36 protein-coding genes are annotated in these 25,258 nt (G+C 66.6%); 23 read left to right on the top strand and 13 right to left on the bottom strand.

Translation table 11 applies throughout. The features are described from left to right. Positions 1 to 5: 5 nt before the first annotated feature. Both ACQY72_RS14015 and ACQY72_RS14010 read left to right on the top strand, forming a co-directional pair. Complete coding sequence (locus ACQY72_RS14015) at positions 6 to 818, top strand: uracil-DNA glycosylase (protein ID WP_428154305.1); 813 nt, start codon at positions 6 to 8, stop codon at positions 816 to 818. Positions 819 to 903: 85 nt separating this feature from the next. Further along, positions 904 to 2,601, top strand: coding sequence for a lytic transglycosylase domain-containing protein (locus tag ACQY72_RS14010; RefSeq protein WP_428154304.1), 1,698 nt, complete (start codon positions 904 to 906; stop codon positions 2,599 to 2,601). On the opposite strand, the gene ACQY72_RS14005 is transcribed toward ACQY72_RS14010, so the two are convergent. The 3 genes from ACQY72_RS14005 to ACQY72_RS13995 are packed head-to-tail and all read right to left on the bottom strand — an operon-like array spanning position 2,598 to position 3,794. Then, entirely contained in the window at positions 2,598 to 2,729 is a 132-nt protein-coding gene (locus ACQY72_RS14005; protein WP_428154303.1) for a hypothetical protein, read from the bottom strand. The genes ACQY72_RS14010 and ACQY72_RS14005 overlap by 4 nt on opposite strands. A 57-nt stretch (positions 2,730 to 2,786) precedes the next feature. Further along, entirely contained in the window at positions 2,787 to 3,443 is a 657-nt protein-coding gene (locus ACQY72_RS14000) for a glutathione S-transferase family protein (RefSeq protein ID WP_428154301.1), read from the bottom strand. A gap of 30 nt (positions 3,444 to 3,473) precedes the next feature. Then, entirely contained in the window at positions 3,474 to 3,794 is a 321-nt protein-coding gene (locus ACQY72_RS13995) for a DMT family transporter (protein WP_428154300.1), read from the bottom strand. A gap of 154 nt (positions 3,795 to 3,948) precedes the next feature. Here ACQY72_RS13995 and purB point away from each other — a divergent pair, with 154 nt between their 5' ends. From purB to ACQY72_RS13970, 5 genes are all read left to right on the top strand, one after another. Continuing rightward, a complete protein-coding gene (purB, locus tag ACQY72_RS13990) occupies positions 3,949 to 5,247 on the top strand; it encodes an adenylosuccinate lyase (protein WP_428154299.1) in 1,299 nt (432 codons plus the stop codon). Positions 5,248 to 5,251: 4 nt separating this feature from the next. Next, positions 5,252 to 5,983 carry a 2OG-Fe(II) oxygenase gene (locus ACQY72_RS13985; RefSeq protein WP_428154297.1) on the top strand — a complete coding sequence of 244 codons (732 nt, stop codon included), beginning with the start codon at positions 5,252 to 5,254 and terminating at the stop codon, positions 5,981 to 5,983. Then, positions 5,980 to 6,489: a DNA-deoxyinosine glycosylase gene (locus ACQY72_RS13980; protein WP_428154296.1), complete on the top strand. Its 510-nt coding sequence runs from the start codon at positions 5,980 to 5,982 to the stop codon at positions 6,487 to 6,489. Before ACQY72_RS13985 ends, ACQY72_RS13980 begins: the two co-directional genes overlap by 4 nt. A 12-nt stretch (positions 6,490 to 6,501) precedes the next feature. Next, complete coding sequence (gene purU / locus ACQY72_RS13975) at positions 6,502 to 7,344, top strand: formyltetrahydrofolate deformylase (protein ID WP_428154295.1); 843 nt, start codon at positions 6,502 to 6,504, stop codon at positions 7,342 to 7,344. Positions 7,345 to 7,450: 106 nt separating this feature from the next. After that, positions 7,451 to 8,083, top strand: a complete 633-nt coding sequence (locus ACQY72_RS13970; protein WP_428154294.1) for a fasciclin domain-containing protein — start codon at positions 7,451 to 7,453, stop codon at positions 8,081 to 8,083. A gap of 185 nt (positions 8,084 to 8,268) precedes the next feature. Here the strand turns inward: ACQY72_RS13970 and ACQY72_RS13965 are convergent, their stop codons facing one another. Next, a complete protein-coding gene (locus tag ACQY72_RS13965) occupies positions 8,269 to 8,592 on the bottom strand; it encodes a DUF1476 domain-containing protein (protein ID WP_426019842.1) in 324 nt (107 codons plus the stop codon). 289 nt (positions 8,593 to 8,881) lie between these two features. Here ACQY72_RS13965 and purC point away from each other — a divergent pair, with 289 nt between their 5' ends. The 8 genes from purC to ACQY72_RS13925 all read left to right on the top strand — a co-directional run bounded on the left by purC (position 8,882) and on the right by ACQY72_RS13925 (position 13,760). Next, positions 8,882 to 9,640, top strand: a complete 759-nt coding sequence (gene purC, locus ACQY72_RS13960) for a phosphoribosylaminoimidazolesuccinocarboxamide synthase (RefSeq protein ID WP_159849540.1) — start codon at positions 8,882 to 8,884, stop codon at positions 9,638 to 9,640. Further along, on the top strand, positions 9,640 to 9,846 hold the full coding sequence (locus ACQY72_RS13955; RefSeq protein WP_135194925.1) for a DUF5397 family protein: 207 nt from the start codon (positions 9,640 to 9,642) through the stop codon (positions 9,844 to 9,846). The genes purC and ACQY72_RS13955 overlap by 1 nt, the downstream gene beginning before the upstream one ends. Then, positions 9,846 to 10,130, top strand: a complete 285-nt coding sequence (locus ACQY72_RS13950) for a virulence factor (RefSeq protein WP_428154293.1) — start codon at positions 9,846 to 9,848, stop codon at positions 10,128 to 10,130. The genes ACQY72_RS13955 and ACQY72_RS13950 overlap by 1 nt, the downstream gene beginning before the upstream one ends. Continuing rightward, positions 10,130 to 10,366, top strand: a complete 237-nt coding sequence (purS, locus tag ACQY72_RS13945; RefSeq protein WP_428154292.1) for a phosphoribosylformylglycinamidine synthase subunit PurS — start codon at positions 10,130 to 10,132, stop codon at positions 10,364 to 10,366. Before ACQY72_RS13950 ends, purS begins: the two co-directional genes overlap by 1 nt. 95 nt (positions 10,367 to 10,461) lie before the next feature. Then, positions 10,462 to 10,941, top strand: coding sequence for a YbhB/YbcL family Raf kinase inhibitor-like protein (locus ACQY72_RS13940; protein ID WP_428154291.1), 480 nt, complete (start codon positions 10,462 to 10,464; stop codon positions 10,939 to 10,941). A 52-nt stretch (positions 10,942 to 10,993) separates the two neighbouring features. Then, the gene (locus ACQY72_RS13935; RefSeq protein WP_428154289.1) at positions 10,994 to 12,196 is read left to right on the top strand and encodes an MFS transporter; all 1,203 of its coding nucleotides are present in this window, start codon (positions 10,994 to 10,996) and stop codon (positions 12,194 to 12,196) included. 33 nt (positions 12,197 to 12,229) lie between these two features. Then, positions 12,230 to 12,892 (top strand): phosphoribosylformylglycinamidine synthase subunit PurQ, encoded by a 663-nt coding sequence (purQ, locus tag ACQY72_RS13930; RefSeq protein WP_428154287.1) that lies wholly within the window; start codon positions 12,230 to 12,232, stop codon positions 12,890 to 12,892. A gap of 31 nt (positions 12,893 to 12,923) precedes the next feature. Beyond that, complete coding sequence (locus tag ACQY72_RS13925; protein ID WP_428154286.1) at positions 12,924 to 13,760, top strand: hypothetical protein; 837 nt, start codon at positions 12,924 to 12,926, stop codon at positions 13,758 to 13,760. A gap of 8 nt (positions 13,761 to 13,768) precedes the next feature. Here the strand turns inward: ACQY72_RS13925 and ACQY72_RS13920 are convergent, their stop codons facing one another. The 3 genes from ACQY72_RS13920 to ACQY72_RS13910 all read right to left on the bottom strand — a co-directional run bounded on the left by ACQY72_RS13920 (position 13,769) and on the right by ACQY72_RS13910 (position 15,229). Beyond that, positions 13,769 to 13,972: a hypothetical protein gene (locus ACQY72_RS13920; RefSeq protein WP_428154284.1), complete on the bottom strand. Its 204-nt coding sequence runs from the start codon at positions 13,970 to 13,972 to the stop codon at positions 13,769 to 13,771. A 53-nt stretch (positions 13,973 to 14,025) separates the two neighbouring features. Next, a complete protein-coding gene (locus tag ACQY72_RS13915; protein WP_428154283.1) occupies positions 14,026 to 14,346 on the bottom strand; it encodes a hypothetical protein in 321 nt (106 codons plus the stop codon). A gap of 79 nt (positions 14,347 to 14,425) precedes the next feature. Beyond that, positions 14,426 to 15,229, bottom strand: coding sequence for a hypothetical protein (locus tag ACQY72_RS13910; protein WP_428154282.1), 804 nt, complete (start codon positions 15,227 to 15,229; stop codon positions 14,426 to 14,428). 154 nt (positions 15,230 to 15,383) lie between these two features. Between ACQY72_RS13910 and ACQY72_RS13905 the strand changes: the two genes are divergently transcribed. After that, the gene (locus tag ACQY72_RS13905; RefSeq protein ID WP_428154280.1) at positions 15,384 to 16,181 is read left to right on the top strand and encodes a hypothetical protein; all 798 of its coding nucleotides are present in this window, start codon (positions 15,384 to 15,386) and stop codon (positions 16,179 to 16,181) included. A gap of 3 nt (positions 16,182 to 16,184) precedes the next feature. Here ACQY72_RS13905 and ACQY72_RS13900 read toward each other — a convergent pair whose 3' ends face one another. Together ACQY72_RS13900 and ACQY72_RS13895 are read right to left on the bottom strand one after the other, a co-directional pair. Continuing rightward, positions 16,185 to 16,436 (bottom strand): Tat pathway signal protein, encoded by a 252-nt coding sequence (locus ACQY72_RS13900; RefSeq protein WP_428154278.1) that lies wholly within the window; start codon positions 16,434 to 16,436, stop codon positions 16,185 to 16,187. Continuing rightward, positions 16,433 to 16,573, bottom strand: coding sequence for a hypothetical protein (locus ACQY72_RS13895; protein WP_428154276.1), 141 nt, complete (start codon positions 16,571 to 16,573; stop codon positions 16,433 to 16,435). Before ACQY72_RS13895 ends, ACQY72_RS13900 begins: the two co-directional genes overlap by 4 nt. Positions 16,574 to 16,683: 110 nt before the next feature. Here ACQY72_RS13895 and purL point away from each other — a divergent pair, with 110 nt between their 5' ends. From purL to ACQY72_RS13860, 7 genes are all read left to right on the top strand, one after another. Continuing rightward, positions 16,684 to 18,900 (top strand): phosphoribosylformylglycinamidine synthase subunit PurL, encoded by a 2,217-nt coding sequence (gene purL, locus ACQY72_RS13890; protein ID WP_428154274.1) that lies wholly within the window; start codon positions 16,684 to 16,686, stop codon positions 18,898 to 18,900. Next, entirely contained in the window at positions 18,897 to 19,334 is a 438-nt protein-coding gene (locus tag ACQY72_RS13885; RefSeq protein WP_428154272.1) for a DUF305 domain-containing protein, read from the top strand. Before purL ends, ACQY72_RS13885 begins: the two co-directional genes overlap by 4 nt. Before the next feature lie 2 nt (positions 19,335 to 19,336). Continuing rightward, positions 19,337 to 19,840, top strand: coding sequence for a hypothetical protein (locus ACQY72_RS13880; protein ID WP_428154271.1), 504 nt, complete (start codon positions 19,337 to 19,339; stop codon positions 19,838 to 19,840). Positions 19,841 to 19,915: 75 nt separating this feature from the next. Further along, positions 19,916 to 20,173, top strand: coding sequence for a ribbon-helix-helix domain-containing protein (locus ACQY72_RS13875; protein ID WP_428154269.1), 258 nt, complete (start codon positions 19,916 to 19,918; stop codon positions 20,171 to 20,173). Positions 20,174 to 20,178: 5 nt separating this feature from the next. Then, on the top strand, positions 20,179 to 20,493 hold the full coding sequence (locus tag ACQY72_RS13870) for a type II toxin-antitoxin system RelE/ParE family toxin (RefSeq protein WP_428154267.1): 315 nt from the start codon (positions 20,179 to 20,181) through the stop codon (positions 20,491 to 20,493). A gap of 28 nt (positions 20,494 to 20,521) precedes the next feature. Beyond that, positions 20,522 to 21,913, top strand: a complete 1,392-nt coding sequence (locus ACQY72_RS13865) for a cytochrome P450 (protein ID WP_428154265.1) — start codon at positions 20,522 to 20,524, stop codon at positions 21,911 to 21,913. A gap of 71 nt (positions 21,914 to 21,984) precedes the next feature. After that, positions 21,985 to 23,061 (top strand): glycosyltransferase family 4 protein, encoded by a 1,077-nt coding sequence (locus ACQY72_RS13860; RefSeq protein WP_428154263.1) that lies wholly within the window; start codon positions 21,985 to 21,987, stop codon positions 23,059 to 23,061. A gap of 4 nt (positions 23,062 to 23,065) precedes the next feature. Here ACQY72_RS13860 and ACQY72_RS13855 read toward each other — a convergent pair whose 3' ends face one another. Genes ACQY72_RS13855 through ACQY72_RS13840 form a run of 4 tightly spaced genes read right to left on the bottom strand, consistent with a single transcriptional unit; the run spans position 23,066 to position 25,119 of the window. Next, complete coding sequence (locus ACQY72_RS13855) at positions 23,066 to 23,905, bottom strand: TIGR00282 family metallophosphoesterase (protein WP_428156716.1); 840 nt, start codon at positions 23,903 to 23,905, stop codon at positions 23,066 to 23,068. Then, complete coding sequence (locus tag ACQY72_RS13850) at positions 23,884 to 24,294, bottom strand: PIN domain-containing protein (RefSeq protein WP_428154261.1); 411 nt, start codon at positions 24,292 to 24,294, stop codon at positions 23,884 to 23,886. Before ACQY72_RS13850 ends, ACQY72_RS13855 begins: the two co-directional genes overlap by 22 nt. After that, positions 24,294 to 24,527: a type II toxin-antitoxin system VapB family antitoxin gene (gene vapB / locus ACQY72_RS13845; RefSeq protein ID WP_428154259.1), complete on the bottom strand. Its 234-nt coding sequence runs from the start codon at positions 24,525 to 24,527 to the stop codon at positions 24,294 to 24,296. Before vapB ends, ACQY72_RS13850 begins: the two co-directional genes overlap by 1 nt. A 31-nt stretch (positions 24,528 to 24,558) precedes the next feature. Beyond that, positions 24,559 to 25,119 carry a 5-formyltetrahydrofolate cyclo-ligase gene (locus ACQY72_RS13840; protein WP_428154258.1) on the bottom strand — a complete coding sequence of 187 codons (561 nt, stop codon included), beginning with the start codon at positions 25,117 to 25,119 and terminating at the stop codon, positions 24,559 to 24,561. Positions 25,120 to 25,258 lie beyond the last annotated feature (139 nt).

Here is a 25,258-nt window from a genome sequence, read left to right as displayed (position 1 = left end):
GAGACATGAACGCGCAACCCCATGACATCGCTGCAGTCGAAAGCCTGCTCGCCTTCTGGCGGGATGCAGGGGTGGACGCCTGCTATGGCGATGCGCCCGTCGACCACACCCATGTGGCCCCGCCGCCCGCCGTGAAAGCGGTGCAGAAGGCGACCGCCTCGGTCGTCATGCCGCTGGTCGGCGCCAACGCCGAGGACGCCATCGCCGAGGCGCGGCGACTGGCCTCGGGCGCAGCGACCCTGCAGGATCTGGCGGCGGCCGTCGCGGCCTTCGAGGGCTGTCCCCTGCGCGGCATGGGCGCAACCCAGTCGGTGTTCGGGCGCGGCAATCCCAACGCCTCGGTCCTGATCATCGGCGAAGGCCCCGGCGGGGACGAGGACCGGATGGGTCAGCCCTTCGTCGGCAAGGCCGGTCAGTTGCTGGACCGGATGCTGGCGGCGGCAGGCCTGACCGACAAGGTCTTCATCACCAACACCGTCTTCTGGCGCCCGCCCGGCAATCGCACGCCCAGCCCGCAGGAGCAGGCGGTCTGCGCCCCCTTCGTAGAGCGCGCCTTTGCTCTGTTGCAGCCCAAGGCCGTCCTGCTGCTGGGCGCGGCCTCGGCCAAGTCCGTCCTTCAGGCCGAAGAGGGGATCATGAAGCTGCGCGGCAATTGGAAAGAATGGCGCCTGGCGGAGGGCGCGGTGTCCGCCCCCGTCATGCCAACCCTGCATCCGGCCTTCCTGCTGCGTCAGCCCCAGGCGAAACGTCAGGTGTGGAGCGACCTGCTTTCGCTGGCCGTTCGCCTTGAAACGGACTCGGTTGAAGAACAAGGCTAATCGCTGCATGCTCGCATGCTGACGACCGATCGCCATACACGCGCCTAGTAGATTACGCGCGTCGCCAACGAGGGGGCCGCCGCTTATGTTTCTGTTCCGCCGCGCGTTCCTCGCGCCGACGCTTGCTGTTGCTTTCAGCGCCCTGGCGGGCGCGGCCATCGCCGAAACGCCTTACGGATCAACGGCCGAATCGAGCGCCAGTTCCACGCGGCCCACCGCGCTCAGCTCTGCGGACCGCATCTCCTACACCACCGCCTTCGACGCCCTGCGGCGCGGCGACATCGAGACGGCCCGCGCCTCGGCGCGCCAGGCGCAGGACCGGGTCCTGCTGGGGCAGGTCGAGTTCGAAAGCCTGTTCCACCCCGACCATGTCGCCACCTATGAAGAGCTGACGGCCTGGCTGGAAACCTATTCCGACCTGCCCTGCGCCGACCGCGTCTATACGCTGGCCCTGCGTCGCCGCCCCGACGGCGCGCCTGAGCCGGCGCGGCCCGGCGGCGTGATCGGACGCACCTGGAACAGTCTGGTGACGGCTGTCTCAGGCGGCGGCGGGGTCGATGATCCGGCAAAGGCGGCGCGCGTCGCCTACAACAACGACGACCTGACCGGCGCCTCGGCCATGGGCCGCCAGATCGGCGACTGGTGGACCGTCGGCCTGGCGGAATGGCGCCTGGGCCAGTTCCACGAATCCTTCGCCGCCTTCGAGCGCGTGGCCAACGATCCGACCGAAGACCCCTGGGTTCGCGCCGGCGCCGCCTATTGGACCGCGCGCGCCGCCGGCCAATCGGGCCGTCAGGATCGCGTGACCGACTATCTGCGCCTGTCGGCCCAGTGGCCCGCCACCTTCTATGGTCAGATCGCCCTGCGTCAGCTGGGCGAGGAGCCGACCATCGAAAACATGGGCCCGCGCGCCTATGAGGCCGAGCCGCGCCTGCGCCGCGCCGCCTATGTGCCCCAGAGCGCCGCCGTCGAGCCGACCGCGCTGGAAGCCTTCGTCCAGGCCGACGCCCGCGCCCGCCGAACCGTCGCCTTCTATGAGGTCGGACGTCGCGCCGACGCCGAGACCGAGCTGCGTTCCGGCCTGCGCACCGCCGTCGGCGACGCGGCCAAGATGTGGACGGCCCTGGCGCGCGCCATCATGCCGGTCGGCAATGCGGACGCCACCCGCATCGACGCCACCCGCTATCCGATGCCGGACCTTGCGCCCGAAGGCGGCTTCGTCATCGAGAAGTCGCTGGTCTATGCGCTGGCGCTGAAGGAAACCGACTTCAATCCCAACGCCCGCTCCAGCGTCGGCGCCTATGGGCTGATGCAGGTCATGCCGACGACGGCGGCCGAGATGACGGGGGATCGCACCTTCGTCTCCGACCCGTCCAAGCTGCTGGTCCCGGCCGTGAACATGCGACTGGGCCAGACCTACATCAACCGGATGCTGGCCCTGCCGGCTTTCCAGGGCGACCTGCTGCGGGCCGTGGCCTCCTACAACGCGGGGCCGGGGCCGATGCTGTCGGCGGTGCGCAAGCTGGGGCCGGATGCCGACCCCCTGTTGCTGATCGAGACCATCGACGTGCCCCAGGCGCGCGATTACGTCGAAAAGGTCATGGCCAGCTACTGGATCTATCAGCGCCTGTTCGGCGGCCCGCTGAAGACGCTGGACGCCCTGGCCTCGGGAGCCCGGTCCGTGCCCATGGCTCTGGACTATGTCGCGCCGCCGCCCCAGACCCAACCGGGGGCCCAGCCGGTGCTGATCGCCGAAGCGACCACCGTCGCCGGCGCGCGCTAGAAGACCGTAAACAGCAGGCTGGCCCAGAAGGCCGCGCCGATCAGGGCCGCCAGACCATAACCCATCACCGGATGAATGCCGCGCGAGGCGGGTTCGGCCGGATGGGTCGGGAGAGTCGGGCTTTTCATCCCTCACACATAACAGCGTCCGCTTAACGCAGCGTCAGCCGGGATGGTTTTCGCCCGTTAAGCCCCCGTCGAAGCCAAGGCGGCGGCCTCCCATTGGCGGAAGTCGGGATGGGCCAGCAGGGTGTCGGCGTAGGCCTGGGCCGTCCCGTCATCGCCGTGGGCCGCCAGGTCCAGCTGGAAATGACGAATGCGTGCGGCGACCGGCGTGTAGAAGGCGTCCGGCACAGACCATTCTCCGAACAGATAAGGCCCGCCGTCACCGAACCGGTCGCGCATGCCTCGCCACAGTTCGACGATGCGGCGCAGATCCTTGTCCAATCCCGGATGGTGCGGCGTGGGGGCCCGGCTGGGGCCGACCATCCAGTGATCGGGGCCGGTCGAACAGGCGGTTCGCAAGGCGGTGAAACCCCCGTGCATCTCGCAGGCCGCGGATCGCGCCAGCCAACGCGCATGGGCGTCGGCGGGCCAGAGTCGCGCCTCGGGATAGCGTTCCGCCGCCCACACGGCGATGGCCATCGAGTCCCAGATCACCTCGCCGTCGACCTTCAAAACCGGAACCTGGCCGGTGGGCGAGTGTTCGCGAATCCGACGATCGGTGTCCGGCCGGTTCAGCGGCACGACGATCTCGTCGAACGACGCGCCGCAGTGTTTCAGCACCAGCCAGGGGCGCAGCGACCATGTCGAATAGGCCTTGTCGCCGATCACCAGTTCCATGTCGTCCTCACCTTGGAAACGTGGCGACCATCAATGGCTGGACGCAAGCTTCAGCACAACCAGTCCCGAGGCCACCAGCACCACGCCTGCGATCCTGAGCGGCGTCAGCGGCTCGCCCAGGAAGACCGCCCCAACCACGAAGGCGCCCACCGCCCCGATCCCGGTCCAGATGGCGTAGGCCGTGCCCAGCGGCAGGGTCTTCATCGCCATCGACAACAGGCCGAACGATCCGATCATGAAGACCAGCATGCCGACGGTCGGCCACGGCTTGGTGAAACCGGCCGACGCCTTCATCAAAAAGGCCCAGACGACTTCGAGCAGGCCGGCGAGAAAAAGGAATATCCAGGCCATGATAGTCTCCCTTTGCATGGCGAGCCGGGTCGTCCCGGCGGTCATGCCCGATGAAGGGAGAGGTCGTCCTCTGGGGCGATATCTGGGACAGGCCGACGGGAAGTCAAGCGACGAACCTTGACTCCGAGCCCCTTGAGACCGACACGACCGGCCCATGATCACGCGCTATTCCCGCCCCGTCGCCGCCGCCCTCTGGTCTCAAGAGACCAAGTACAAGATCTGGTTCGAGATCGAGGCCCATGCCGCCACCAAGATGGCCGAGCTGGGCGTCATCCCGCAGGAGGCGGCGGACGCCATCTGGGCCAAGGGCAAGGATGCGACCTTCGACGCCGACCGCATCGACGAGATCGAACGCACCACCAAGCACGACGTCATCGCCTTCCTGACCCATGTGTCGGAAATCGTGGGCGAGGAAGCCCGCTTCCTGCACCAGGGCATGACCTCGTCGGACGTGCTGGACACCTGTTTCGCGGTCCAGCTGGCCCGGTCGTCGGACCTGCTGATCGACGGCGTCGACCGCGTCCTGGCCGCGCTGGAGAAACGCGCCAAGGAGCATAAATACACCCCGACCGTGGGCCGCTCGCACGGCATCCACGCCGAGCCGGTGACCTTCGGCCTGAAGCTGGCCGGCTATCACGCCGAGTTCCAGCGCGCCAAACGCCGCTTGATCACGGCCAAGGAAGAGATCGCCACCTGCGCCATCTCGGGCGCTGTGGGCACCTTCGCCAACGTCGATCCGGCGGTTGAGCAATATGTCGCCGACAAGATGGGCCTTCAGGTCGAGCCGGTCTCGACCCAGGTCATCCCGCGCGACCGCCATGCCGCCTTCTTCGCCGCCCTCGGCGTCGTCGCCTCTTCGGTCGAACGCCTCGCCGTCGAGATCCGCCACCTGCAGCGCACCGAGGTGCTGGAAGCGGAAGAGTTCTTCGACAAGGGCCAGAAGGGCTCGTCGGCCATGCCGCACAAGCGCAACCCGATCCTGACCGAGAACCTGACCGGCCTGGCCCGTCTGGTCCGCTCGGCTGTGACGCCCGCGATGGAAAACGTCGCCCTGTGGCACGAGCGCGACATCAGCCACTCCTCGGTCGAGCGCGGCATCGGCCCGGACGCCACCATCCACCTGGACTTCGCCCTGCAGCGTCTGGCGAATGTGGTCGAGCGGCTGAATGTGTACCCTGAGAACATGCAGAAGAACATCGACCGCCTGGGCGGTCTGGTTCACTCGCAACGGGTCATGCTGGCCCTGACCCAGGCCGGCGTGTCGCGCGAAGACGCCTATGCCGCCGTGCAGGAGAACGCCATGAGGGTCTGGCGTGGCGAAGGGGTCTTCATCGACTTCCTGAAGGCCGACGACCGCGTCACCCTGCCCGCCGAACAACTGGAAGCCCTGTTCGACCTCGACTACCACACCAAGAACGTGGACGTGGTGTTCAAGCGGGTGTTCGGAGACTGAGGCCATGAGCGAGCGCACGATCCGGCTCAATCCCCGGCTCGATCCCCGCGACTATGCGGCGGCCTATGCGCGCGACGGCATGGTGCAGGTTCCCGACCTGCTGGACGAGGCCAGCGCCGAATGGCTGGACCTCGCGCTGGAACACGACACGGCCTGGCATCTGTCGCTGAAGACCCCCGAAGGCGGCAAGCTGCTGTCGCCGCAGGACATGGCCGAGTTGAGTCGTGAGGCGGTCACCGCCAGAATCCAGCACGCCCTGTCGGAAGGCCGCACCGGCTTCTCCTTCATCTATCTGGCCTACCCGATCATCCCGGCCTTGCTGACCGGCAAGGATCCGGGCCACGCCACCCATGTCCTGCTGCAATTCTTCAACGACACCCCATTCACCACCTTCGCCAAGGCAGTGACGGGCGAAGCGAGCGTGACCAAGATCGACGCCCAGGCGACCTGGTTCCGGCCCGGCGACTTCCTGACCCAGCATGACGACACGGGTGTGGGCGAACGACGCGCGGCCTATACGCTGGGCCTGTCGCGCGACTGGCGACCCGACTGGGGCGGCCAGCTGATGTTCCACGATGCGAACGGCGACATCGAGCGCGGCTTCAAGCCCGGCTTCAACGTCTGGACCGTGTTCAAGACGCCCCGAATGCACTCGGTCGCGCCGGTCGCCGCATATGCCGGAGGCAAGCGCCGTTCGATCACCGGCTGGCTGCGCGACGATCCGCCGGTCAAGTGACGGACTCTAGCGGCGACCGCAGGCAGGGGTTCGCCCCCGTGGTCGATACGGGGACGCGACTTCTGATCCTGGGCAGCCTGCCGGGCGACGCCTCACTGAAGGCGGCGCAGTATTACGCCCATCCGCGCAACAGTTTTTGGCCCCTGATCGGCGGGGTGCTGGGCGAAGACCTGGCCGCCCTGCCCTATGAACAGCGCCTCGACCGGTTGAAGGCGCGCGGCGTCGGCCTGTGGGATGTGATCGCCTCAGCGGAACGGTCGGGCAGTCTGGATGCGGCGATCCGGTCGCCCGAGGCGGCCGATCTGCGGGGTCTGGTCGAAAGCCTGCCGGAGCTGCGGGTCGTCGCCTTCAATGGCGGGCTGGCGGCGAAGCTGGGGCGGCGCATCTTGAGCGATCTGGAGGGCGTCGCCCTGGTCGATCTGCCGTCGTCCAGCCCCGCCCATGCAATATCCTTGTCGGCAAAGGTGGACAGCTGGGCCATACTGGGGAAGTTTCTTCCCGGATAAGCCTGCCGCCTGATGATCCTGACCCTCTCCTGCCCCGACCGCCACGGCATCGTCGCGGCCGTTTCCGCCTTCCTGCTGGAGCGGGACGCCAACATTTCCGACGCCCAACAGTTCGGCGACGCCTCCAGCGCCACCTTCTTCATGCGGGTGGTGTTCGAGCCGGCGGACGGCGACGCCGAGACCGCGATACGCGATGCCTTCGCGCCCCTGGCCGAGCGGTTCGCCATGGACTGGACCCTGCGCGGCCCCGCGCCGCGCAAGGTGATGATCCTGGCGTCCAAGTTCGATCACTGTCTGGCGGACCTGCTGTACCGCTGGCGCATCGACGAACTGCCGATGCAGGTGACGGCGGTCGTGTCGAACCATCCGCGCGAGCTGATCGGCCATGTCGATCTGGGCGACCTTCCCTTCCACCACCTGCCCGTCAGCGCCGCCGACAAGCCGGCGCAAGAGGCCGAACTGCTGCGGCTGATCGAGGAGACGGGCACCGAACTGGTCGTGCTGGCGCGCTACATGCAGGTTCTGTCCGACGACCTCAGTCGCAAGCTAGAGGGGCGCTGCATCAACATCCACCACTCCTTCCTGCCCGGCTTCAAGGGCGCCCGTCCCTATCACCAGGCCCATGCGCGCGGGGTGAAGGTGATCGGCGCCACAGCCCACTATGTCACCCCCGACCTGGACGAAGGCCCCATCATCGAACAGGACGTGGAGCGGATCAGCCACCGCGACACGCCCGAAGATTTGATCCGCAAGGGGAGAGATATCGAGCGCCGCGTCCTGGCGCGCGCGGTTCGTCGCCATCTGGAAGACCGCGTTTTGCTGCACGGCACAAAGACGGTGGTATTCGAAGACTGAATGGTGAAGCTGCGATTTCTTGTCGCGCACCACGCATCCTTTATGCGGTTTCGAACGTAACGTTCCCGTTACCGCCTTGAGAGCGGCCCAAAGGGAACGAAACACAATGACAAATCTTCGCAATCTCATGCTCGTCGCCGTATCCGGCGGCGCGCTGATGGCGCTGGGCGCCTGCAACAACAACGAACCGGCTGCTGCGACGCCGGCTGAATCGACCGCCATGGCCCCGGCCGAGGGCGCCGCCATGGCCCCCGCGACCGATCCGATGGTGGGCGGCGCCGCCATGAGCGCCAACGAGACCATCGTCGCCAATGCGTCAAAGGCGTCGAACCTCAGCACCCTGGTGTCGGCCGTGACCGCCGCCGGTCTGGTCGAGACGCTTCAGGGCCCCGGCCCCTTCACCGTCTTCGCGCCTGACAACGCCGCCTTCGAGAAGATCCCCGAGGCGACACGCACCAGCCTGATGCAGCCGGCGATGAAGGCCGACCTGACCAAGATCCTGACTTACCACGTGGTCGCCGGTCGCCTGACGGCGGCCGACATCGCCGCCCAGGCCCAGGCCAACGGCGGCACCGCCACGCTGAAGACGGTTCAGGGCGAAGAACTGAAGGTCTCGGCCGGCCCGAACAACACCTGGGTCATCACCGACGCCAAGGGCGGCAAATCCACGATCACCCAAGCCGACGTGGGTCAATCCAACGGCGTGGTCCACGTCGTGGACACGGTTCTGATGCCGTAAAAAATAATTTGATTTCGGGCGGAAACGCCTGAAACCAAATCTCGGCGCTCGTGTTCTTCAAGGGCGCGAGACGCACACTACGCCGGGTGAGACATCCCCCAACGTCCCCGGCAAAAAGAAAGGGCCGCACTTTCCCCCGGGTGCGGCCCTTTCGAATTCTCAGAAATCAGCCCTCAGGCCTAAGACTACTCGCCGGCGCGAATGCCTTCGCGCGCGATAGAGGCCAGTTCGTCGATCTTGGAGCGAATCTCGCCTTCCGACACCGACAGGCCCGAGGCCTTGAAGTCGCCGGCGACCTTGCGGAACACGTCCTCGTCGCCTGGCTGTTCGAAATCGGCGCGCACGACGGCGGCGGCATACTGATCCGCGCTCTCGCTCGACAGGCCCATCTTTTCGGCAGCCCACAGGCCAAGCATCCGGTTGCGCCGGGCGATGGCCTTGAACTCCTGCTCCTGATCGAGGGCGAACTTGGCCTCGAAGGCCTTTTCCCGATCGTCGAAGGTCGTCATTTCGCTCAGCATAGCTCCGTACGCCCCGCTAACGTCGGGGCAACGGCCGTCTATAGACCGCCCATCCCTGAACGCAACATGACTTCACTCGGGTGGACATCCTGTCCCCATCCTTTGCGCGCGTCGCCATCCTCATTTGTATCGAGGCCCGCCTTCGGCTAAGGAGACGCCGAACGAGATTGACTGCCCGAACGATTCCGAAACGCGCCGCCAGGACCGGGTCTTTCCCATCCAAAAATGGCAGCGCGATTTTTGTTTCTGGAGGGCGCCCGTAAGCCGGGACCGGACCATGAACAGCAAGCGCAAGAAGATCTACGAAGGCAAGGCCAAGATCCTGTACGAAGGACCCGAGCCCGGCACCCTGATCCAGTATTTCAAGGACGACGCCACTGCGTTCAACGCGCAGAAGAAGGCGGTCCTCGAAGGCAAGGGCGTGGTCAACAACCAGATCAGCGAATTCATCATGTCGCGCCTGAACGGCATCGGCGTGACCAACCACTTCATCAAACGCCTGAACCTGCGCGAGCAGCTGATCCGTGAAGTCGAGATCATTCCGCTGGAAGTCGTCTGCCGCAACATCGTCGCCGGCTCCATGAGCCAGCGCCTGGGCATCGAGGAAGGCACGCCCCTGCCCCGCTCGATCATCGAATTCTACTACAAGAAGGATGAGCTCAACGACCCGATGGTCACCGAAGAGCACATCACCGCCTTCAACTGGGCCTCGACCCAGGAGCTGGACGACATGCTGGCCATGACGGTGCGCGTGAACGACTATCTGTCGGGCATGTTCGGCGCGGTCGGCATCACCCTGGTCGACTTCAAGATCGAGTTCGGCCGCGTCTGGGAAAACGACTTCAGCCGCGTGCTGCTGGCCGACGAAATCAGCCCCGACAGCTGCCGCCTGTGGGACACCACCACCGGCGAGAAGCTGGACAAGGATCGCTTCCGCCGCGACCTGGGCAATGTCATCGAGAGCTATACCGAAGTCGCGCGTCGCCTGGGCATCATGAAGGGCATGCCGACGGTGATCCAGGGCGGCCTGCATTGATGAGCAGCGTCGAAGAAACCGGAGCCGTGTTCGCCCACGACGTCGACATGACGGGCGTCGCACGGTTTCGCCACTTCGGCGCAGAAGGCCCCCTTTACGAAATCCTCGGTCCCAGCGGCGACGACAGGGTTCGGATTCGTGTCGTCCAAAGCGGCGAGGAACTGACCTATCCCGCCGCTGCCGCCCGACAGGATCCCAGGGCCTGATGTTCGCTATCGCTTTCGACCTGGTGGTGGCCGAAACGGAAGCCGTCCATCCGAAAGGCGTGACCCAGGCCTATGACGAGATCGGCCGCACGCTCAAGCGCTACGGCTTTGCTCGCATCCAGGGCAGCGTCTACGTCACCGAGGTCGAGGATCTGGCCAATCTGCTTCAAGCCATGAACGCGCTGAAGGCGCTGACCTGGTTCCCACAATGTGTTCGGGATGTTCGAGCCTTCCGCATCGAACAATGGTCCGACTTCACCCCCTTCATGAAAGGCAACGGCTGATGGCCAAAATCAAGGTTCACGTCTTCCTCAAGCCCGGCGTCCTGGACGTCCAGGGCAAGGCCGTCGAAGGCGCCCTGCAGGGTCTGGGCTGGTCGGGCGTCTCGAACGCCCGCGTCGGCAAGCTGATCGAGTTCGACCTCGCCGGCGCCGAAGACCCCCAGGCCGAGGCCAAGAAGATGTGCGAGCAACTGCTCGCCAATACGGTGATCGAAAGCTACCGCATCGAGGCGACCTAAACCCTGCCGTCTTCTCCCCATGTCATGGGGAGAAGACGGTTGCATCCTTCGCCATCGACGCCAGTTTAGCAGACGGCTTGATTGACGGAGCGCCAATGACCTTCACCCTTACCTCTACCGACATCCAGGACGGCGGCGTGCTGCCGGACGCCCAGGTTCACGCCAAGGGCAACCAGTCGCCCCACCTCGCCTGGTCCGGCGCGCCGGAGGGCACGAAGAGCTATGCGATCACCTGCTATGATCCCGACGCGCCGACCGGCTCGGGCTTCTGGCACTGGACCGTGGCCAATATTCCCGCCGATGTGACCGAACTGGAGGCCGGGGCCGGATCGGCCGGCGGTCACCTGCCGCATAGCGCCATCCAGGGCCGCACGGACTATGGACAGGCCGGCTTCGGCGGCGCCGCCCCGCCTCCCGGCCATGGTCCGCACCGCTACATCTTCACCGTCTTCGCCGTGGATGTGGAGAGCCTGGACGTCACGGCCGACAATTCCGGCGCCGTGTTCGGCTTCAACCTGCATTTCCACACCCTGGCCAAGGCGTCGATCACGGCGACCTACGAAAACAAGGGCTGATCGGCCGGCCGCCCTTGTCGTGTCATGAACGCTGATTAGTTTGCAGCGCAACATGACAGACTCCGCCCTCGACACCGCCCTTCCCATCCGCTCGCGCGGGGCGGTCGCCCTTGTGTTGATCGCCCTGGCCATGGGCGGGTTCGCCATCGGCGTGACCGAGTTCGCGGCCATGAGCATCCTGCCCGACTTCGCCGCGGGCCTGGGCGTCGATGCGCCGACCGCCGGCCATGTCATCAGCGCCTATGCCGCCGGCGTGGTGGTGGGGGCGCCGATCCTGGCGGTGCTGGGGGCGCGGCAGCCGCGCTGGCGTCTGCTGATCGGCTTCATGGCCCTGTTCGCCGTCGGCAATTTGCTCAGCGCGCTGGCGCCCACCTATGGCTGGATGCTGGTGTTCCGTTTCCTCAGCGGCCTGCCGCATGGGGCCTATTTCGGGGTGGCGGCCCTGGTCGCGGCCTCCATCGTGCCGCTGCATTTCCGAACGCGCGCGGTCTCGACCATTCTGATGGGACTGACGGTCGGGACGGTGCTGGGCGTGCCGGTCGTCAACATCATCAGCCATGCCTACGGCTGGCGCTGGACCTTCGCCATCGTGGGCCTGCTGGCCGTGATCACCATGGCCCTGGTCGCCCTGTTCGCCCCGCGCGATCCGGCCCATCCCGACGCCAGCCCCTGGCGCGAGCTGGGCGCCCTGAAGCGCAGTCAGGTCTGGCTGACGCTGGGCGTCGGCGCCGTGGGCTTCGGCGGCATGTTCGCCGTCTACGCCTATCTGGCCTCGACGCTTCAGGCGGTGACGGGCGTGGGGGCCGAGGTCCTGCCCTGGGTCTTCGCCGTGTTCGGGGTCGGCATGTTCCTGGGCAATATCCTGGGCGCCTGGGCGGCCGACCACGTGGGGTTCAAGGCGGCCGGCGGCCTGTTGCTGTGGAGTGCGGCGGCCCTGGCTCTGTATCCCATGGCGGCGTCGAATCTGTGGGCCGTGATGGGCGTCGTCTTCCTGATCGGTGGAGGCGGCGGCCTGGGCTCGGTGTTGCAGACGCGGCTGATGGATGTCGCCGGCGACGCCCAGACCCTGGCGGCGGCCCTGAATCACTCGGCCTTCAACACCGCCAACGCCATCGGCCCCCTGCTGGGCGGCATGGCGATCGCGGCGGGTTACGGCTGGACCTCGACCGCCTGGGTCGGCGTCGGACTGTCGCTGGGCGGGTTCGCCATCTTCGTCGTCGCCTGGCTGACAGGACGGTCGCGCGTGACGGCCTGACAAGCCGATCGAACCCTGCTAAAGGGCCGCGCCATGAGCGCAGCCGTCATCGTCTTCCCCGGTTCCAACTGTGACCGCGACTGCAAGGTCGCCGTCGAACGCTCCACTGGCGAGCCTGTCTCGATGGTGTGGCACGCCGAGACTGAACTGCCCCAGGGCCTGGACCTGATCGTCATTCCCGGCGGTTTCTCCTATGGCGACTATCTGCGCTGCGGCGCCATGGCGGCCCAGTCCCCCGTGATGCAGGCCGTCAAGAAAGCCGCTGACGACGGCGTCGCCGTGGTCGGCATCTGCAACGGTTTCCAGATCCTGTGCGAGGCCGGCATGCTGCCCGGCGCCCTGCTGCGCAACAAGGGCCTGAAATACGTCTGCAAGCCCATCGCCCTGACGGTCGCCAACGCCCAGACCCGCTTCACCGCCGGCTATGAAGGCCAGGCCGAAGTGACGATGACCCAAGGCAACGGCGACGGAAACTTCTTCGCCGACGCCGAGACCTTGGCCCGGATCGAGGGCGAGGGCCAAGTCGTGTTCCGCTATGTCGATAATCCCAACGGCTCGGTCAACGACATAGCCGGCATCCAGAACGCACGCGGCAACGTCCTGGGCATGATGCCTCACCCCGACCGTGCCTTCGAGGCCGAACTCGGCTCCGCCGACGGCGCGACGCTGTTCCAGAGCATCTACGCGGCGGCTTGACGGCAATCTGAAGTTAGGGCGCATTTGCCGAATGCGCAGACCTCTTCGACTCACCGTCCCCGTCCTTCTCGCCCTTTCCCTAGCGGCGCCCGTCCTGGCCCAGGAACTGCCAACGGATGCGGATGACTGGACGCTACAGTCAGCGCCAGAGAGAAAGGCCGTCGTTGCAGGGATCAACTTCACCAGCGGCCTGAGTGTGGCGGCACGGTGCGTCGATGGCGTCTACGATGTCCTGATTACGGGACTGCCCGAAGCGCCGCCCAGAACCATGTCGCGCGAACTAGGCATTCAGATGGGCGATGCTCCCGAACCTTACACCTCGGTATGGACGGTCGGTACGCGACGCGACACAGCATTCAGCCGCATACCCGCTGTCGTCGCGCGCGACTTGGCAAAGGGTGGAAAATTTCAGGTGGTGGTTCCGGCAACGGGTAGCAGCCGACGGACCCGCTATGTCATGGACGTCACGCCATCCAGCACCGCGATCGAGCAGACGCTGACAGCGTGCGGCAGACCCATGATCGATCCGCGAGAAGTCCGCGCCGAGGAGATCGACGGCAATGGCCAAGATGGATTGCCGACCAGCGTGGCCTGGCAAACCGTGCCCCGACCGACCTTTCCCGCTTCCGTCAACGGCAGAAGCCCCACAGAAGGTTATGTCGTCCTGTCCTGCGTCGCCGACGAACGTGGCGGCCTTGGCGAGTGCGTGACGGAAAGCGAGCAGCCGGCCGACTATAATCTCGGCCGTTCCGTCGAACGGTCGCTGACGCGCGCGCGCATCAGGTTGACGGACGAGGCGGCGACCACAGGGCGCCCGTTCGCCGGACGCATGATCCGCTTCGCCGTCAACTTCAAGATGGAGCCCTGAGGCCCGTCTCAGATGTTCTTGATCTGCGACCGACCGTCGGACAGGTCGGCGGCCTCGTCGGCTTCGACCTCTTCGTGGTCGAACGCCTTTTCGCCGGCCTCACGCTGGGCGGCCAGTTCGCGAGCGCCGAGGCCCAGGCCCTGTTCAATAGCGTGATTGGCCTCGACTTCGTCGGTTTCGAAGGCGGGGGTGTTATCGGAAGCGTCGGTCATGGTCGTGTCTCCTGTTCGCAGACTCAACCGATCGTCGCCCGGCGCGGTTCCCTCTATTCGCGCAGCAGCGGCGTCAGGCTGGCGCGCGACAGGGGCGTGAAGACATAGCTGCGCGTGCCGGCATAGACCGTCACCTCATGCGATTGGGGGCGCTGCATCAGGGACGGATCCTCGAACCCGACCGTGCGGCCGGAGGCGATGTCCTTGGCGGTCATGCTCAACGCCGCCGGCCGCCCCCCGGCCGAGGGAAGCGTGCGCAGGAAGACACCCACGGCGTTGGCCTGTTCTTCGGGGCTGGAGGCGGCCTGGACGCGCGCCCAGGCGTCCTGAGCCGCCTGGGTGTCGGCGCGGGCCTCGGGTGCGGGTTCGTTCATGGTCTGGCTCCCGGCGGGCGCACCGCATGCGGCGACGAACAGGGCGGCGAGGCCCCCTGTCATTCTGGCCCAGGTCATATCAGCGAAGCGCCTGCGAGACCCAGTCGGAGAAGTTCTGGAGGTGGCGGCTCTCAACGGTGGACCCCGCGTTCATGATGCTGTCGAGATCGTCGACATGGGCGCCACCAGTATACTCGTCGTCCAGGCCCAGCATATGGCCGAATTCATGCGCGGCGCCGGACTGAAGGACGCCGTCGCCCGCGCCCTTGTTCACGCCGATCACGTCGTTGCTGTCCAGCGAGGCGAAGTTGGTGCTGGGGCTCATATAGCTGCGCACGAACTGGCCGGGCGCGGCGCGGACCACGTCGATATTCCAGTTTTCGCCGGTCATGGTTTCGCGGGTGTCCAGCTTGATGTCCAGCTTGACCTCGCCGCCGTCGGGCGCGGTGCGGATGGCGCGACCGTCCCACACCGCTTCGACCGACTTCTGATAGTCGGCCATGAAGGCCTGTTTCTCCTGCTCGGTCCATTGCAGCGCATTGCCGGCGGGGTCCGTGCCCTGATTGAAGTTGAAGTCCACGCCCATGTGGACCTCCAGCGTGTAGTCGCCGCTGGGCTCGCGATAGAGCTGAAGGTCATAGGCGTCCTTGACGCCCAGAGGATCGGCCGTGATCGCATTGTCCGACTGAACCAGCTTGCGCTCCTCCGCCTGTGGCGCAGACCCGCCGCCTTCGTCGCCGATGCCCAGCTTTTCCAACACCGACTGGATGGCCTGTTTCAGTTCGGAGAACAGGTCGCCGATGTTCGTCGTGGCGGGCGACGAGCCCAGAAACGCGGCGCTGGTTGCGCTGGTTGCGCTGGTTGCGGATGCGGCGAAGCTCATGGCGAGGGTTCCATCGTTCGTGACCCCGCACCGTATCGGCTAACCGCCCTGACTTTCTGCTGGGGATTTCCCTAGGTCATTCGATTGACCGCCATGAACCATATGCCGCATTCGGGCGTAGTGACGGTCAAGCTGTTCATGCACTGGAATCCGAATGTCATCCATCATCCGCCCCACACCGCGCCAGCGCACCCGTCGCCTGGTCGTTCTGCTCGCCGCCCTGTTCGCCATCGTCGTGCCTGTGGTTCAGAACCTGGCCGGTCTGGGGCTGAACCAGGCCGAGTTCGCCGCCGACGGGAACACCACCCTGCGGGTCGCAGGCTACGCCTTCTCGATCTGGGGTCTGATCTATGTCGGCATCCTGGCCTATGCGATCCGTCAGGCCCTGCCTCAAACCGGCGAAAGCCCGCTGCTGGGCCGGATGGGCCTGCCGTCCGCCGTCGCCTTCTTCGGCATCGGCTTCTGGATCATCGTGGCGGCCATGAACCTGAAGGCCGCGAGCGTGGGGGTGATCTTCGCCTCGCTGATCGCCCTGCTGTTGCCGCTGCTGGCGGTGTCGGGCCATATCCGCGCGCTGAGGCTGATGGATCGCGAGCGTATCCTGCTGGTCTGGCCGCTCGCCGCTTTGGCCGGCTGGCTGACGGTGGCCGCGCCGCTGAACCTGATCACGACGGTTACGGCGTTCGACGCCCTGCCTGCCGCCCTGTCGCCCAGCCTGTGGGCCATCGTCGCCATCGTGGCGGTCGTGGTCGTCGCCCTGGCGGTGACGGCGGTTCTGCGCACGATGGCCTATCCGCTGCCGACGGCCTGGGGCCTGCTGGGCGCCTTCGTCGCCGAACAGGCGGACAAGCCCGCCGTCGCCTTCACCGCCCTGGCCGGCGCCATCGTCCTGCTGGTCGGCGGACTTCTGCTGACCTTCCGCCTGCGGCCGGGCGTCGAACGCGGCCGGTAAGGCTCAGGGCTTGGGTGTATCGGTGACGGCGTCGTCCTGAGGGTCGTGATCGTCGGCGCCGATGTCGAAGGCGCCGCTTTCATCGAAGCCGACGCTACCAACCCCGACCGCCGAGCCAGTCAGTCGCTGACGGCGGCTGGCCAGCGCAGCCTTCGGCGCTGCGGCGTCCATCTGGCGTGTAGTTTCAGGGTCGTTCGACCGGTCCATCTGCTGACCTGAGGCCGGGACGATGCGGTCTGTGTGAGGCTTGCTCATGCCGGGTCCTCCTCGGTGTCGTCGGCCTGTTTCTGGGCCTTTTCGGCCAAGGCTGAGGCGCCGGCGTCGTCGGCGGCGATCTCGGGCAGGTCGTCGTCTTGGGGCGTTGCGGCGGGGTCGATGGGGGTGTCGGTCATGGCGGCTCCTGTGGTTGTCGTCGGAATCAACCGTCTGCGATGTTCGATGTTCCCCGATCTTGCGCCGTGCGGGCTGACATTTGGCCCATCTGCGGCTAGAAGCGCCGCCCATGAGCGCTCCGCAAAAGACCCCCGAAAAGTCGATGGCTGAATTGGCCGCCGAATACGGCCTGGCCCCCAATGAATATCAGGTCGTCCTCGACCGGCTGGGCCGCGAGCCCAACCATGTCGAACTGGGCGTCTTCTCGGTCATGTGGTCCGAGCACTGCTCCTACAAATCGTCCAAGATCCATCTGGGCAAGTTCCCGACCACCGGCGATCGCGTCATCTGCGGTCCGGGCGAGAACGCCGGCGTGATCGACATCGACGACGGCGACGCCTGCATCTTCAAGATGGAGAGCCACAACCACCCCTCCTACATAGAACCCTATCAGGGCGCGGCGACGGGCGTGGGCGGCATCATGCGCGACGTCTTCACCATGGGCGCCCGCCCGGTGGCCCTGCTGAACGCCCTGCGCTTCGGCGACCCCAGTCACGAGAAGACCAAACGCCTGGTCAAGGGCGTCGTCTCGGGCATCGGCGGTTACGGCAACTGCGTCGGCGTGCCGACCGTGGCGGGCGAGACCAACTTCCATTCGGGCTACAACGGCAACATCCTGGTCAACGCCATGTGCGTGGGCATCGCCAAGTCGGACAGCATCTTCTATTCGGCCGCGCCTTCGGCGGGCCTGTCGGTGGTCTATTTCGGCTCCAAGACCGGCCGCGACGGCATCCACGGCGCGACCATGTCCTCGGCCGAGTTCGACGACGAGTCGGAATCCAAACGCCCCACCGTCCAGGTCGGCGACCCCTTCGCCGAGAAGCTGCTGATTGAGGCGACGCTGGAGCTGATGGCCTCGGGCGCCGTCGCCGCCATCCAGGACATGGGCGCGGCGGGCCTGACCTCCTCCTCGGTCGAGATGGCCGGCAAGGGCGGCGTCGGCATCGAGCTGAACATGGACGCCGTGCCCCAGCGCGAAGAGGGCATGACCGCCTATGAGATGATGCTGTCGGAAAGCCAGGAGCGGATGCTGGCGGTCCTGAAGCCCGGCCGCGAGGCCGACGGCGAACGCATCTTCAAGAAGTGGGGCCTGGACGCCGCCACCATCGGCATCACCACCGACACCGGCCGTCTGGTGCTGAAGCATCACGGCGAGACCGTCTGCGACGTGCCGCTGGCGCCCCTGTTCGACGACGCGCCCCTCTACGACCGCCCCTGGGTCCAGCCGGTGCTGCAGCCCAAACTGAACCCCGCCGAAATCCCCGCCCCCGAGAACTGGGCCGATGCGGTGATGAAGGTCATCGCCTGCCCCGACATGGCGTCCAAGCGCTGGATATGGGAGCAGTACGACCGCCACGTCATGGCCGACACGCTGCAGGACTCGGCCACCGGCGCCGACGCCGGCGTGGTGCGGGTGCATGGCACGGACAAGGGTCTGGCCGTGACCTCGGACTGCACCCCCCGCTACGTCCAGAACGACCCCTATGAGGGCGGCAAACAGGCCGTGGCCGAGGCCTGGCGAAACCTGACCGCCGTCGGTTCGCGCCCCATCGCCATCACCGACAATCTGAACTTCGGCAACCCCCAGCGCCCCGAGATCATGGGCCAGATCGTCCGCGCCATCGACGGCATGGCCGAAGCCTGCCGCGAACTGGTCTTCCCGGTCGTGAGCGGAAACGTGTCGCTGTATAACGAGACCAACGGCGTCGCCATTCCGCCCACCCCGACCGTGGGCGCGGTGGGCCTGCTGCCCAACTACGACGTGGTGACAAACTTCTCGACCATGGCCGAGGGTGATGCGCTGGTCCTGATCGGCCAGACGCACGGCGAACTGGGCGCCTCCATCTATCTGCGTGAGGTCCTGGGCCGCGAGGACGGCGCACCGCCGCCCGTCGACCTGAAGCTGGAAAAGAAGACCGGCGACTTCGTGCGCGACCTGATCGAGGCCGGCGACCTGACCGTGGTCCACGACCTTTCGGACGGCGGCCTGATCGGCGCCGCCGCCGACCTGGCGCTGGCCTCCGACGTCGGCGTGACCCTGGACGCCTCCAGCGCCACCCACGCCCATATATTCCTGTTCGGAGAGGACCAGGCCCGTTACCTGGTCGCCGTGCCGGACGCCGACGCCATCATCGCCAAGGCGCGAGAGGCCGGCCTGCACGCCTCGGTCGTCGGCCGCGCGGGCGGCGACGCATTCGCCTCCACGGACCTCTTCAGCATCCCCGTCGCCCATCTGCGCGAATGGCACGAAGGCTGGATGCCGGGCTGGCTGGGCGACGCCGCATGATCCGCGCCGCCCTGCCTATCGCGCTGCTTGGCTTGCTGGCGGCCTGCGACGGCGGCGGCGATCCGGTGGAGCAGGCGCTGCGCGACACATCGGCCGCCAACCATGCGGCGGCGACCCGCACCACGGCCGAGACCCAGGCCGCCAGCCATGCGGGTCACGCCAAGTCCGACCCTACGCCCGGCGATGAGGCCTTCGCCGCGTCCGAAGCCGAGATGCACGAGAAGATGGCCGCCGCATCCGGCCAGACGATCGATCAGGCCTATGTCGCCAAGATGATCGCCCACCACGAAGGCGCCGTCGCCATGGCCAAGGTCGCCTTGCGCGACAGCCGCGACCCCGAAATCCGCCGCATGGCCCAGATCGTCGTCGATGCCCAGACGCGCGAGATCGCCGAAATGAAGGCCTGGGCGCCGACATCCGCTCCGGCCAACTGAGGATGACCAAGGGACCCTATCTCGGCGGTGGAAAACGGGCGGGTCCCTCCAAGGCCAAGGCGGCGCCGACTGGACGCTCTCGGGCGCAGAAGCCGGAACGGCCTGCCGGACGCCCGTCGTCCAAGCCGTCACAGATCACCAGAGACGAACTGAAGCATTTCGCCTTTCGCGATCGCTCCAAAGAGGCGTTCCTGGACGAGCTCGACCCCCTGCTCCGCGCCTGTTTCAAGGGCGGCTTCACCCGACCCAACGAGGTCGCCGGCCTGCTGAACAAGGCGGGAAAGACAACCGCCTGCGGCCAGCCGTGGACGCCCCACCTGGTCTGGGGTCTTCAACGCTTTCTGTTCGAGCGGCGCGAAAAGAAGAGAGCCTCTCAAACGGCTCCGGCAGCGCCGTCGGCTCCTGTTTCGAAGCCCGCGCTCTCAAGCCAACGCGCGAAGGATTCAGCCGCTGAAGATATGGCGCGGTTGCTCGGCGCCATCGGCAGGGCGTCACGCCCTCGCTGACGTCATTGATCGGCAGGCTTCACGCCACTTGCAGTGTCCTCAATATCCCTCATATTGAGGAACGAGGAGAGCGTCATGTCGAACTCTATGACCTTGAATGTCCGCGTCACCGGCCCGTTGAGTGAGTTCGTTTCACAAAACGTGGGCAAAGACGGCGCCTATGAGAACGTCAGCGAGTATGTCCGCGATCTGATCAGACGCGACCGCGAGCGGGCTGAGGCTGCGAGTTTCGAGCGGATCAAAGCCGAGCTGACGGCGGCGTTCGCTGCGCCTGATTCCAGCTATACGGCCCTCGACGCCGACGCCGTGTTCGCTCGCAACGCCCGACGCTGAGCGCCGTGGCCGACTTTCGAATTCAGGAAGCGGCCAGCCGTCGGCTCGACGACATCTACGCCTACAGTTGCGAGACCTGGGGTGAGGCGCAGGGGCAGACCTATATCCGCCGCCTGTTCGCCTGTTTCGAGGACATTGCGGCCCAGCGCGTCGCATGGCGTTCGATCCCTGCCGAGTTCGGCGTCGAGGGCTTCTACGTCCTCTGCGAACACCACTACGTCTATTGGCGCACCCTGTCGGACGGCGCCGTCGGGATCGTGACGATCCTGCATGAACGCATGCACCAGATCGCGCGTTTCAGAGACGATGCGCCCGGTTGAACCGGCGATTTGCTTAAGGAACCGTCCTATGGACGCGACGACCGCCGACACCATCTTCCGCCCCGCCATACCGCCCCGGCGGACGGGCAAGCCCCTGTCGCTGCTGCCCTTCCTGTGGATCAGCTGGCGGGACCCGATTCAGATGTGGTCCGAGCGGCACTTCACCGAGCCGCAACTGCACGGCAACAGCGCCTTCGGCGAAATCCTAGTGGTCAGCCATCCCGAGGGCGTGCGTCACGTCCTGACCGAGAACGCGGCCAACTATGAGAAGGGCGACCTGCAACGCCGCGTGCTGGGGCCGATGCTGGCCGAGGGCCTGCTGCTGACCGAGGGCGAGGTCTGGCGTCGCGCCCGGCGCATCCTAGCGCCCCTGTTCACCCCGGCCAAGATGGCCACTCTGAACGCCCGCATGGCCGAGGTCTGCCAGGCCCGCGTCGCCGCCTGGTCGCTCTCGGCGCGCGGGCGGGTGCTGGATATCGACAGCGAGATGTCCGGCCTGACCTTCGACATCCTGTCGGCGACCATGTTCTCTGACGAACTGGGCGGCGAGGCGCGCGGGTTCGAGCGGGCGCTGAACCAATTCCTGGCCAATGGCGCGCGCATCGATCCGCTGGACGTGCTGGGCGCGCCGGACTGGGCCCCGCGCTTGGGCCGCCTGGCCAGCTTCCGCTCGGCCCGCTTCTTCGAGCAGCGCGTGACTACGCTAGTCGAGGCCCGCCGCGCACGGATCGAGACCGGAGACGCACCCCCCGCCGATCTGCTCAGCGCCCTGCTGCTGGCTAAGGACGAGAACGGCGGACCCGGTCTGACCGACGAAGAGGTCGCCGCCAACATCCTGACCTTCATCCTGGCGGGACACGAGACCACGGCCCGCGCCCTGGGCTGGACCCTGCACCTGCTGTCGCGCCAACCCGAGTATCTCGCGTATCTCCAAGCCGAGGCTGACACCTTCGACGTCTCCGATCCGAAATGGGCCGACGGCCTGCCCTGGACCCGCGCCGTGCTGGAGGAGACGATGCGTCTGTTCCCGCCCGCCCCGACCATGGCCCGCAAGGCCCTGGCCGACGACGAGATCGGCGGACAGACGATCAAGGCCGGCGCCACCGTCATCATCTCGCCGTGGATTCTGCAACGTCACAAGCTACTGTGGGACGACCCCGACGCCTTCCGGCCCGAACGCTTCCTGCCGCAGAACCGCAAGTCCATCGACCGCTACGCCTACATCCCCTTCAGCGCCGGCCCCCGCGTCTGCATCGGCGCAGCCTTCGCCCTGCAGGAGGCGATGATCGCCCTGGCCGCCATCCTGCGCGTCGCCGACGTCGAGGCCCTGACTACGGTCGAGCCTCGCCCGGTCCACCAAATCACCCTGCGCAGCCGCGAACCCATGCGACTGCGATTGAGGGCGCGGCGCAAGGGCTGACCCAGCCGAACCGTCCCCCTTCCGCCATGAACCGTCTATAGGTCGCGCCGTCCTCCCATCGGAACTTGCCCTTGCGCACCGCTGTCCTGCTCCCTCCGGGATGCCTGTTTTCCGAAACCCAGCCAAACTCGATGGAGACCGTCGTGCGGACGATGGCGGGTGTCGATCAGGGCGGCGAGACGCGCATCTTCTGCTGTAGCGGGGCAGACGATCACAATGCGCCGGGCATTGACGCCCTGCCGACCGGCCGCATGCGAATGCCCGCCCTGATCGAGCGGCTGCGGGCCTTTCGACCCGATGTGATCGAACATCATCAGCAGGTGAAACAGGCGCTGGCCGTGCAGCAGGCCCTGCCCGAGACGCCCCATCTGCTCTATCGCCACAACGCCCTGCGCCCGCCCCGCCACCCCATCGATCGCTGGCGCTACCGGGCGCGTTACGAGCGGCTGGACGGCTTGGTCTTCGTCAGCGTCGCCGAGCGCGACGCCTTCGTGCGGACCTTCCCCGATCTGGACGACCGGGCGTTCGCGGTGCCCAACCCCATCGACGCGAGCGCCTGGCTGGCCTCGCCCGAGGATCGACAGCCGATGATCGCCTTCGCCGGACGGGCGATGCCAGAGAAGGGCGTCGATGTCCTGTGCGCCGCCCTGCCCGCCGTGCTGGACGCCCATCCCGACTGGCGCGCCGTGCTGATGCTGAACGACTGGGACGATCACGCCCGCTGGGCGGCCCGGCATGTCGCGCCGCTTGAGCGGTATGGTGACCGGGTCGAGGTGCTGAAGTCCGCGCCGTTGGCCGAGGTCCGGCGACGCATGCAGACGGCGGCCATCGCCGTCACCCCCTCGGTCTGGGACGAGCCGTTCGGCCTGACAGCGATCGAGGCCCATGCTGCAGGTGCAGCCCTGATCTCGTCCGGGCGCGGGGGCTTGCGCGAGGCCAGCGGGCCGCACGCCCTCTATGTCGATACGGTGACGCCCCGGACGCTGGCGAAGGCGATGGAACAGCTGATCTCGGCGCCCGAGGAACGGCTGGCCCTGGCGCGCGCGGGCCAGGCCTATGTGCTGGCGACCCATACACCCCAGCAGCGCGCGGCCGATCTTCAGGCCGTGCGTCGGACCCTGATCGAACGCCGCCGGGCCGCCGCCTGAGGCCTCAGAGAATCGGCACGGCCTGGGACAGGCGTCCGCCGACACGGATCGGCTCGACGCGCGTCGCCAGCCCGGTCTTGTCGTCGGTCTCGACGAAGACGCCACACACCGTCGCGGGACCGGACGCCGGCATATAGCGACCGCCCGAGATGCGGGTGGTGAAGCGGCGCAGCGGCTCTTCCTTCTCGTTGCCGATGACGCTGTCGTAATCGCAGCAACCGCCGGCGTCGGTCTGATAGGCCGTGCCGCCGGGCAGGATCTGACAGTCGGCGGTCGGGACGTGGGTGTGGGTGCCGACGACCAGCGAAGCGCGCCCGTCGCAGAAATGCCCCATGGCCATCTTCTCCGACGTGACCTCGGCATGCATGTCGACGATGACAGCGTCGGCCACGGCGCCCAGGGGGGCGGCCGCCAGCTCGCGCTCGACCGCGCCGAACGGATCGTCCATCGGGTCCATATGCACCCGGCCCAACACGTTCATGACCAGGACGGTGCGGCCAGAATGGGTCTCGAACAGATTGGCCCCGGCGCCCGGCGCATCCATCAGGCGCGGATAGTTGGCCGGTCGGATCAGGCGCGGCTCGCGCACGATATAGGTCAGGGCCTCGCGCTGGTCCCACGAGTGGTTGCCCAGCGTCAAACAGTCCGCGCCCGCCATGAACAGCTCGCGCGCCGTGTTTTCGGTGATGCCGAAACCGCCCGCCGCGTTCTCAGCATTGATCACCACGAAGTCGAGCTTCAGGTCGCGCTTCAGGCCCGGAAGATGGTCGCTGATGCCGTCACGGCCGGACTTGCCGATGACGTCGCCGAAAAATGCCAGTCTCAAGTCAAGGTCTCCGTCCAGTCCTGACAACGCAAGCCTGGAACACGCTGAAACTCACCCAGATTGCCCGTCAGCAATAACAAGCCGCGACTACGCGCGTGGCCGGCGATCAGGGTGTCGTGGGCGCCGATGGGTGTACCCGCCCTCTTGAGATGGGTCTTGATGTCAGCCGCGTGCGCTGCCGCTTCATCATCGAAGTCTAACAGGACTAAGCGCTGAACGAAGTCCTCGACCTCGGACCTATGATGATCAGGTCGGGAAGATAGGATCGCGCCGTATAGCAGTTCCATCAATGCGATGGTCGAAAGACAAAGCCGATCGGCGCTCGTCCTGAAGTGAGACCGAAGCAGGCCCGATCGGTCTCGCAGCGCGCGCACGCACACGCTGGTGTCCAGCATGGCTTCAAGCATCAGTCGAACGAGACAACGGTGTCGTCCACCGGATCGGCAGGCTCTTCGATATCGATCCCCGGCCGGTCGAAGAAGTCGTCCCAAACGGCGTTGGCAGGCAAAAGAAGAAGGCCTTTGCCTTCCCTGATCACGCGCAATTCTTTGACGTCGTCTGGAAAAGCGAGGGCTTTAGGCAAACGCACTGCCTGCGAGCGGTTCGATTTGAACACAGTGGCTTTTAACGGTCCCGACATGACTGACATGTCCACCGTATACCCGGATATGTCAATGGCATATCCCATTAAACGACACATAGCCCGCCTCGGTCAGAACCCCATGCAGTCGGACATCGTGCGGTTCCAGCGCCAGCCGCTCGACCTTCTGGCCGACATAGGCGAAGCCGATGCGCAGCGCGTCCGGGCGAGCGGCGAAGGTGCGGTCGTAATAGCCGCCGCCCTGGCCCAAGCGCCCGCCCTGATCGTCAAAGGCTAGCAGGGGCGTCAGGATCAGATCGGGCGTGACGACTTGCGCCAGCGGCAGGGGCGCGGGACATCCGGCGGCGTCCAGTTCCAGCGGTTCTCCCGGCGACCAGGCGCGAAACTCCATGGGGGCGTCGCGCTGGACCACCACCGGCAGGCACAACCGGCGGCCGGCGGCCTCCAGCGCCACGGCCAGGGCGTCGGTATCCAGTTCGGACCCCATGGCGCGATAGAGGGCAACGATCTCGGCGGGCGGCAGGGCGTCCGCATGATCCGCCGCACGCGACGCCGCTAGCGGATCGATCTCGGCCAGCCGCTTGCGAAGCGCCCGCGCGGTGGACCGGAGCTCATGCTTGTCCTGGATCATTCGGCCACCCCTACCAACGCGCCGAGCCTAGCGAACCAAGGCGACGCGCACGCAACAGCAAAAACGCGCTCACTCGCGGACCGACCGCCGCCGGCCGGCGAACGATAGCGCACAAACGTGCTCAAGCAGGGAGCCGCCG

Source organism: Brevundimonas sp., from assembly GCF_965279155.1.
GTDB lineage: Bacteria > Pseudomonadota > Alphaproteobacteria > Caulobacterales > Caulobacteraceae > Brevundimonas.
Note: the sequence above shows the minus strand (reverse complement) of the source record. Positions and strands in the feature narration are given on the sequence as shown.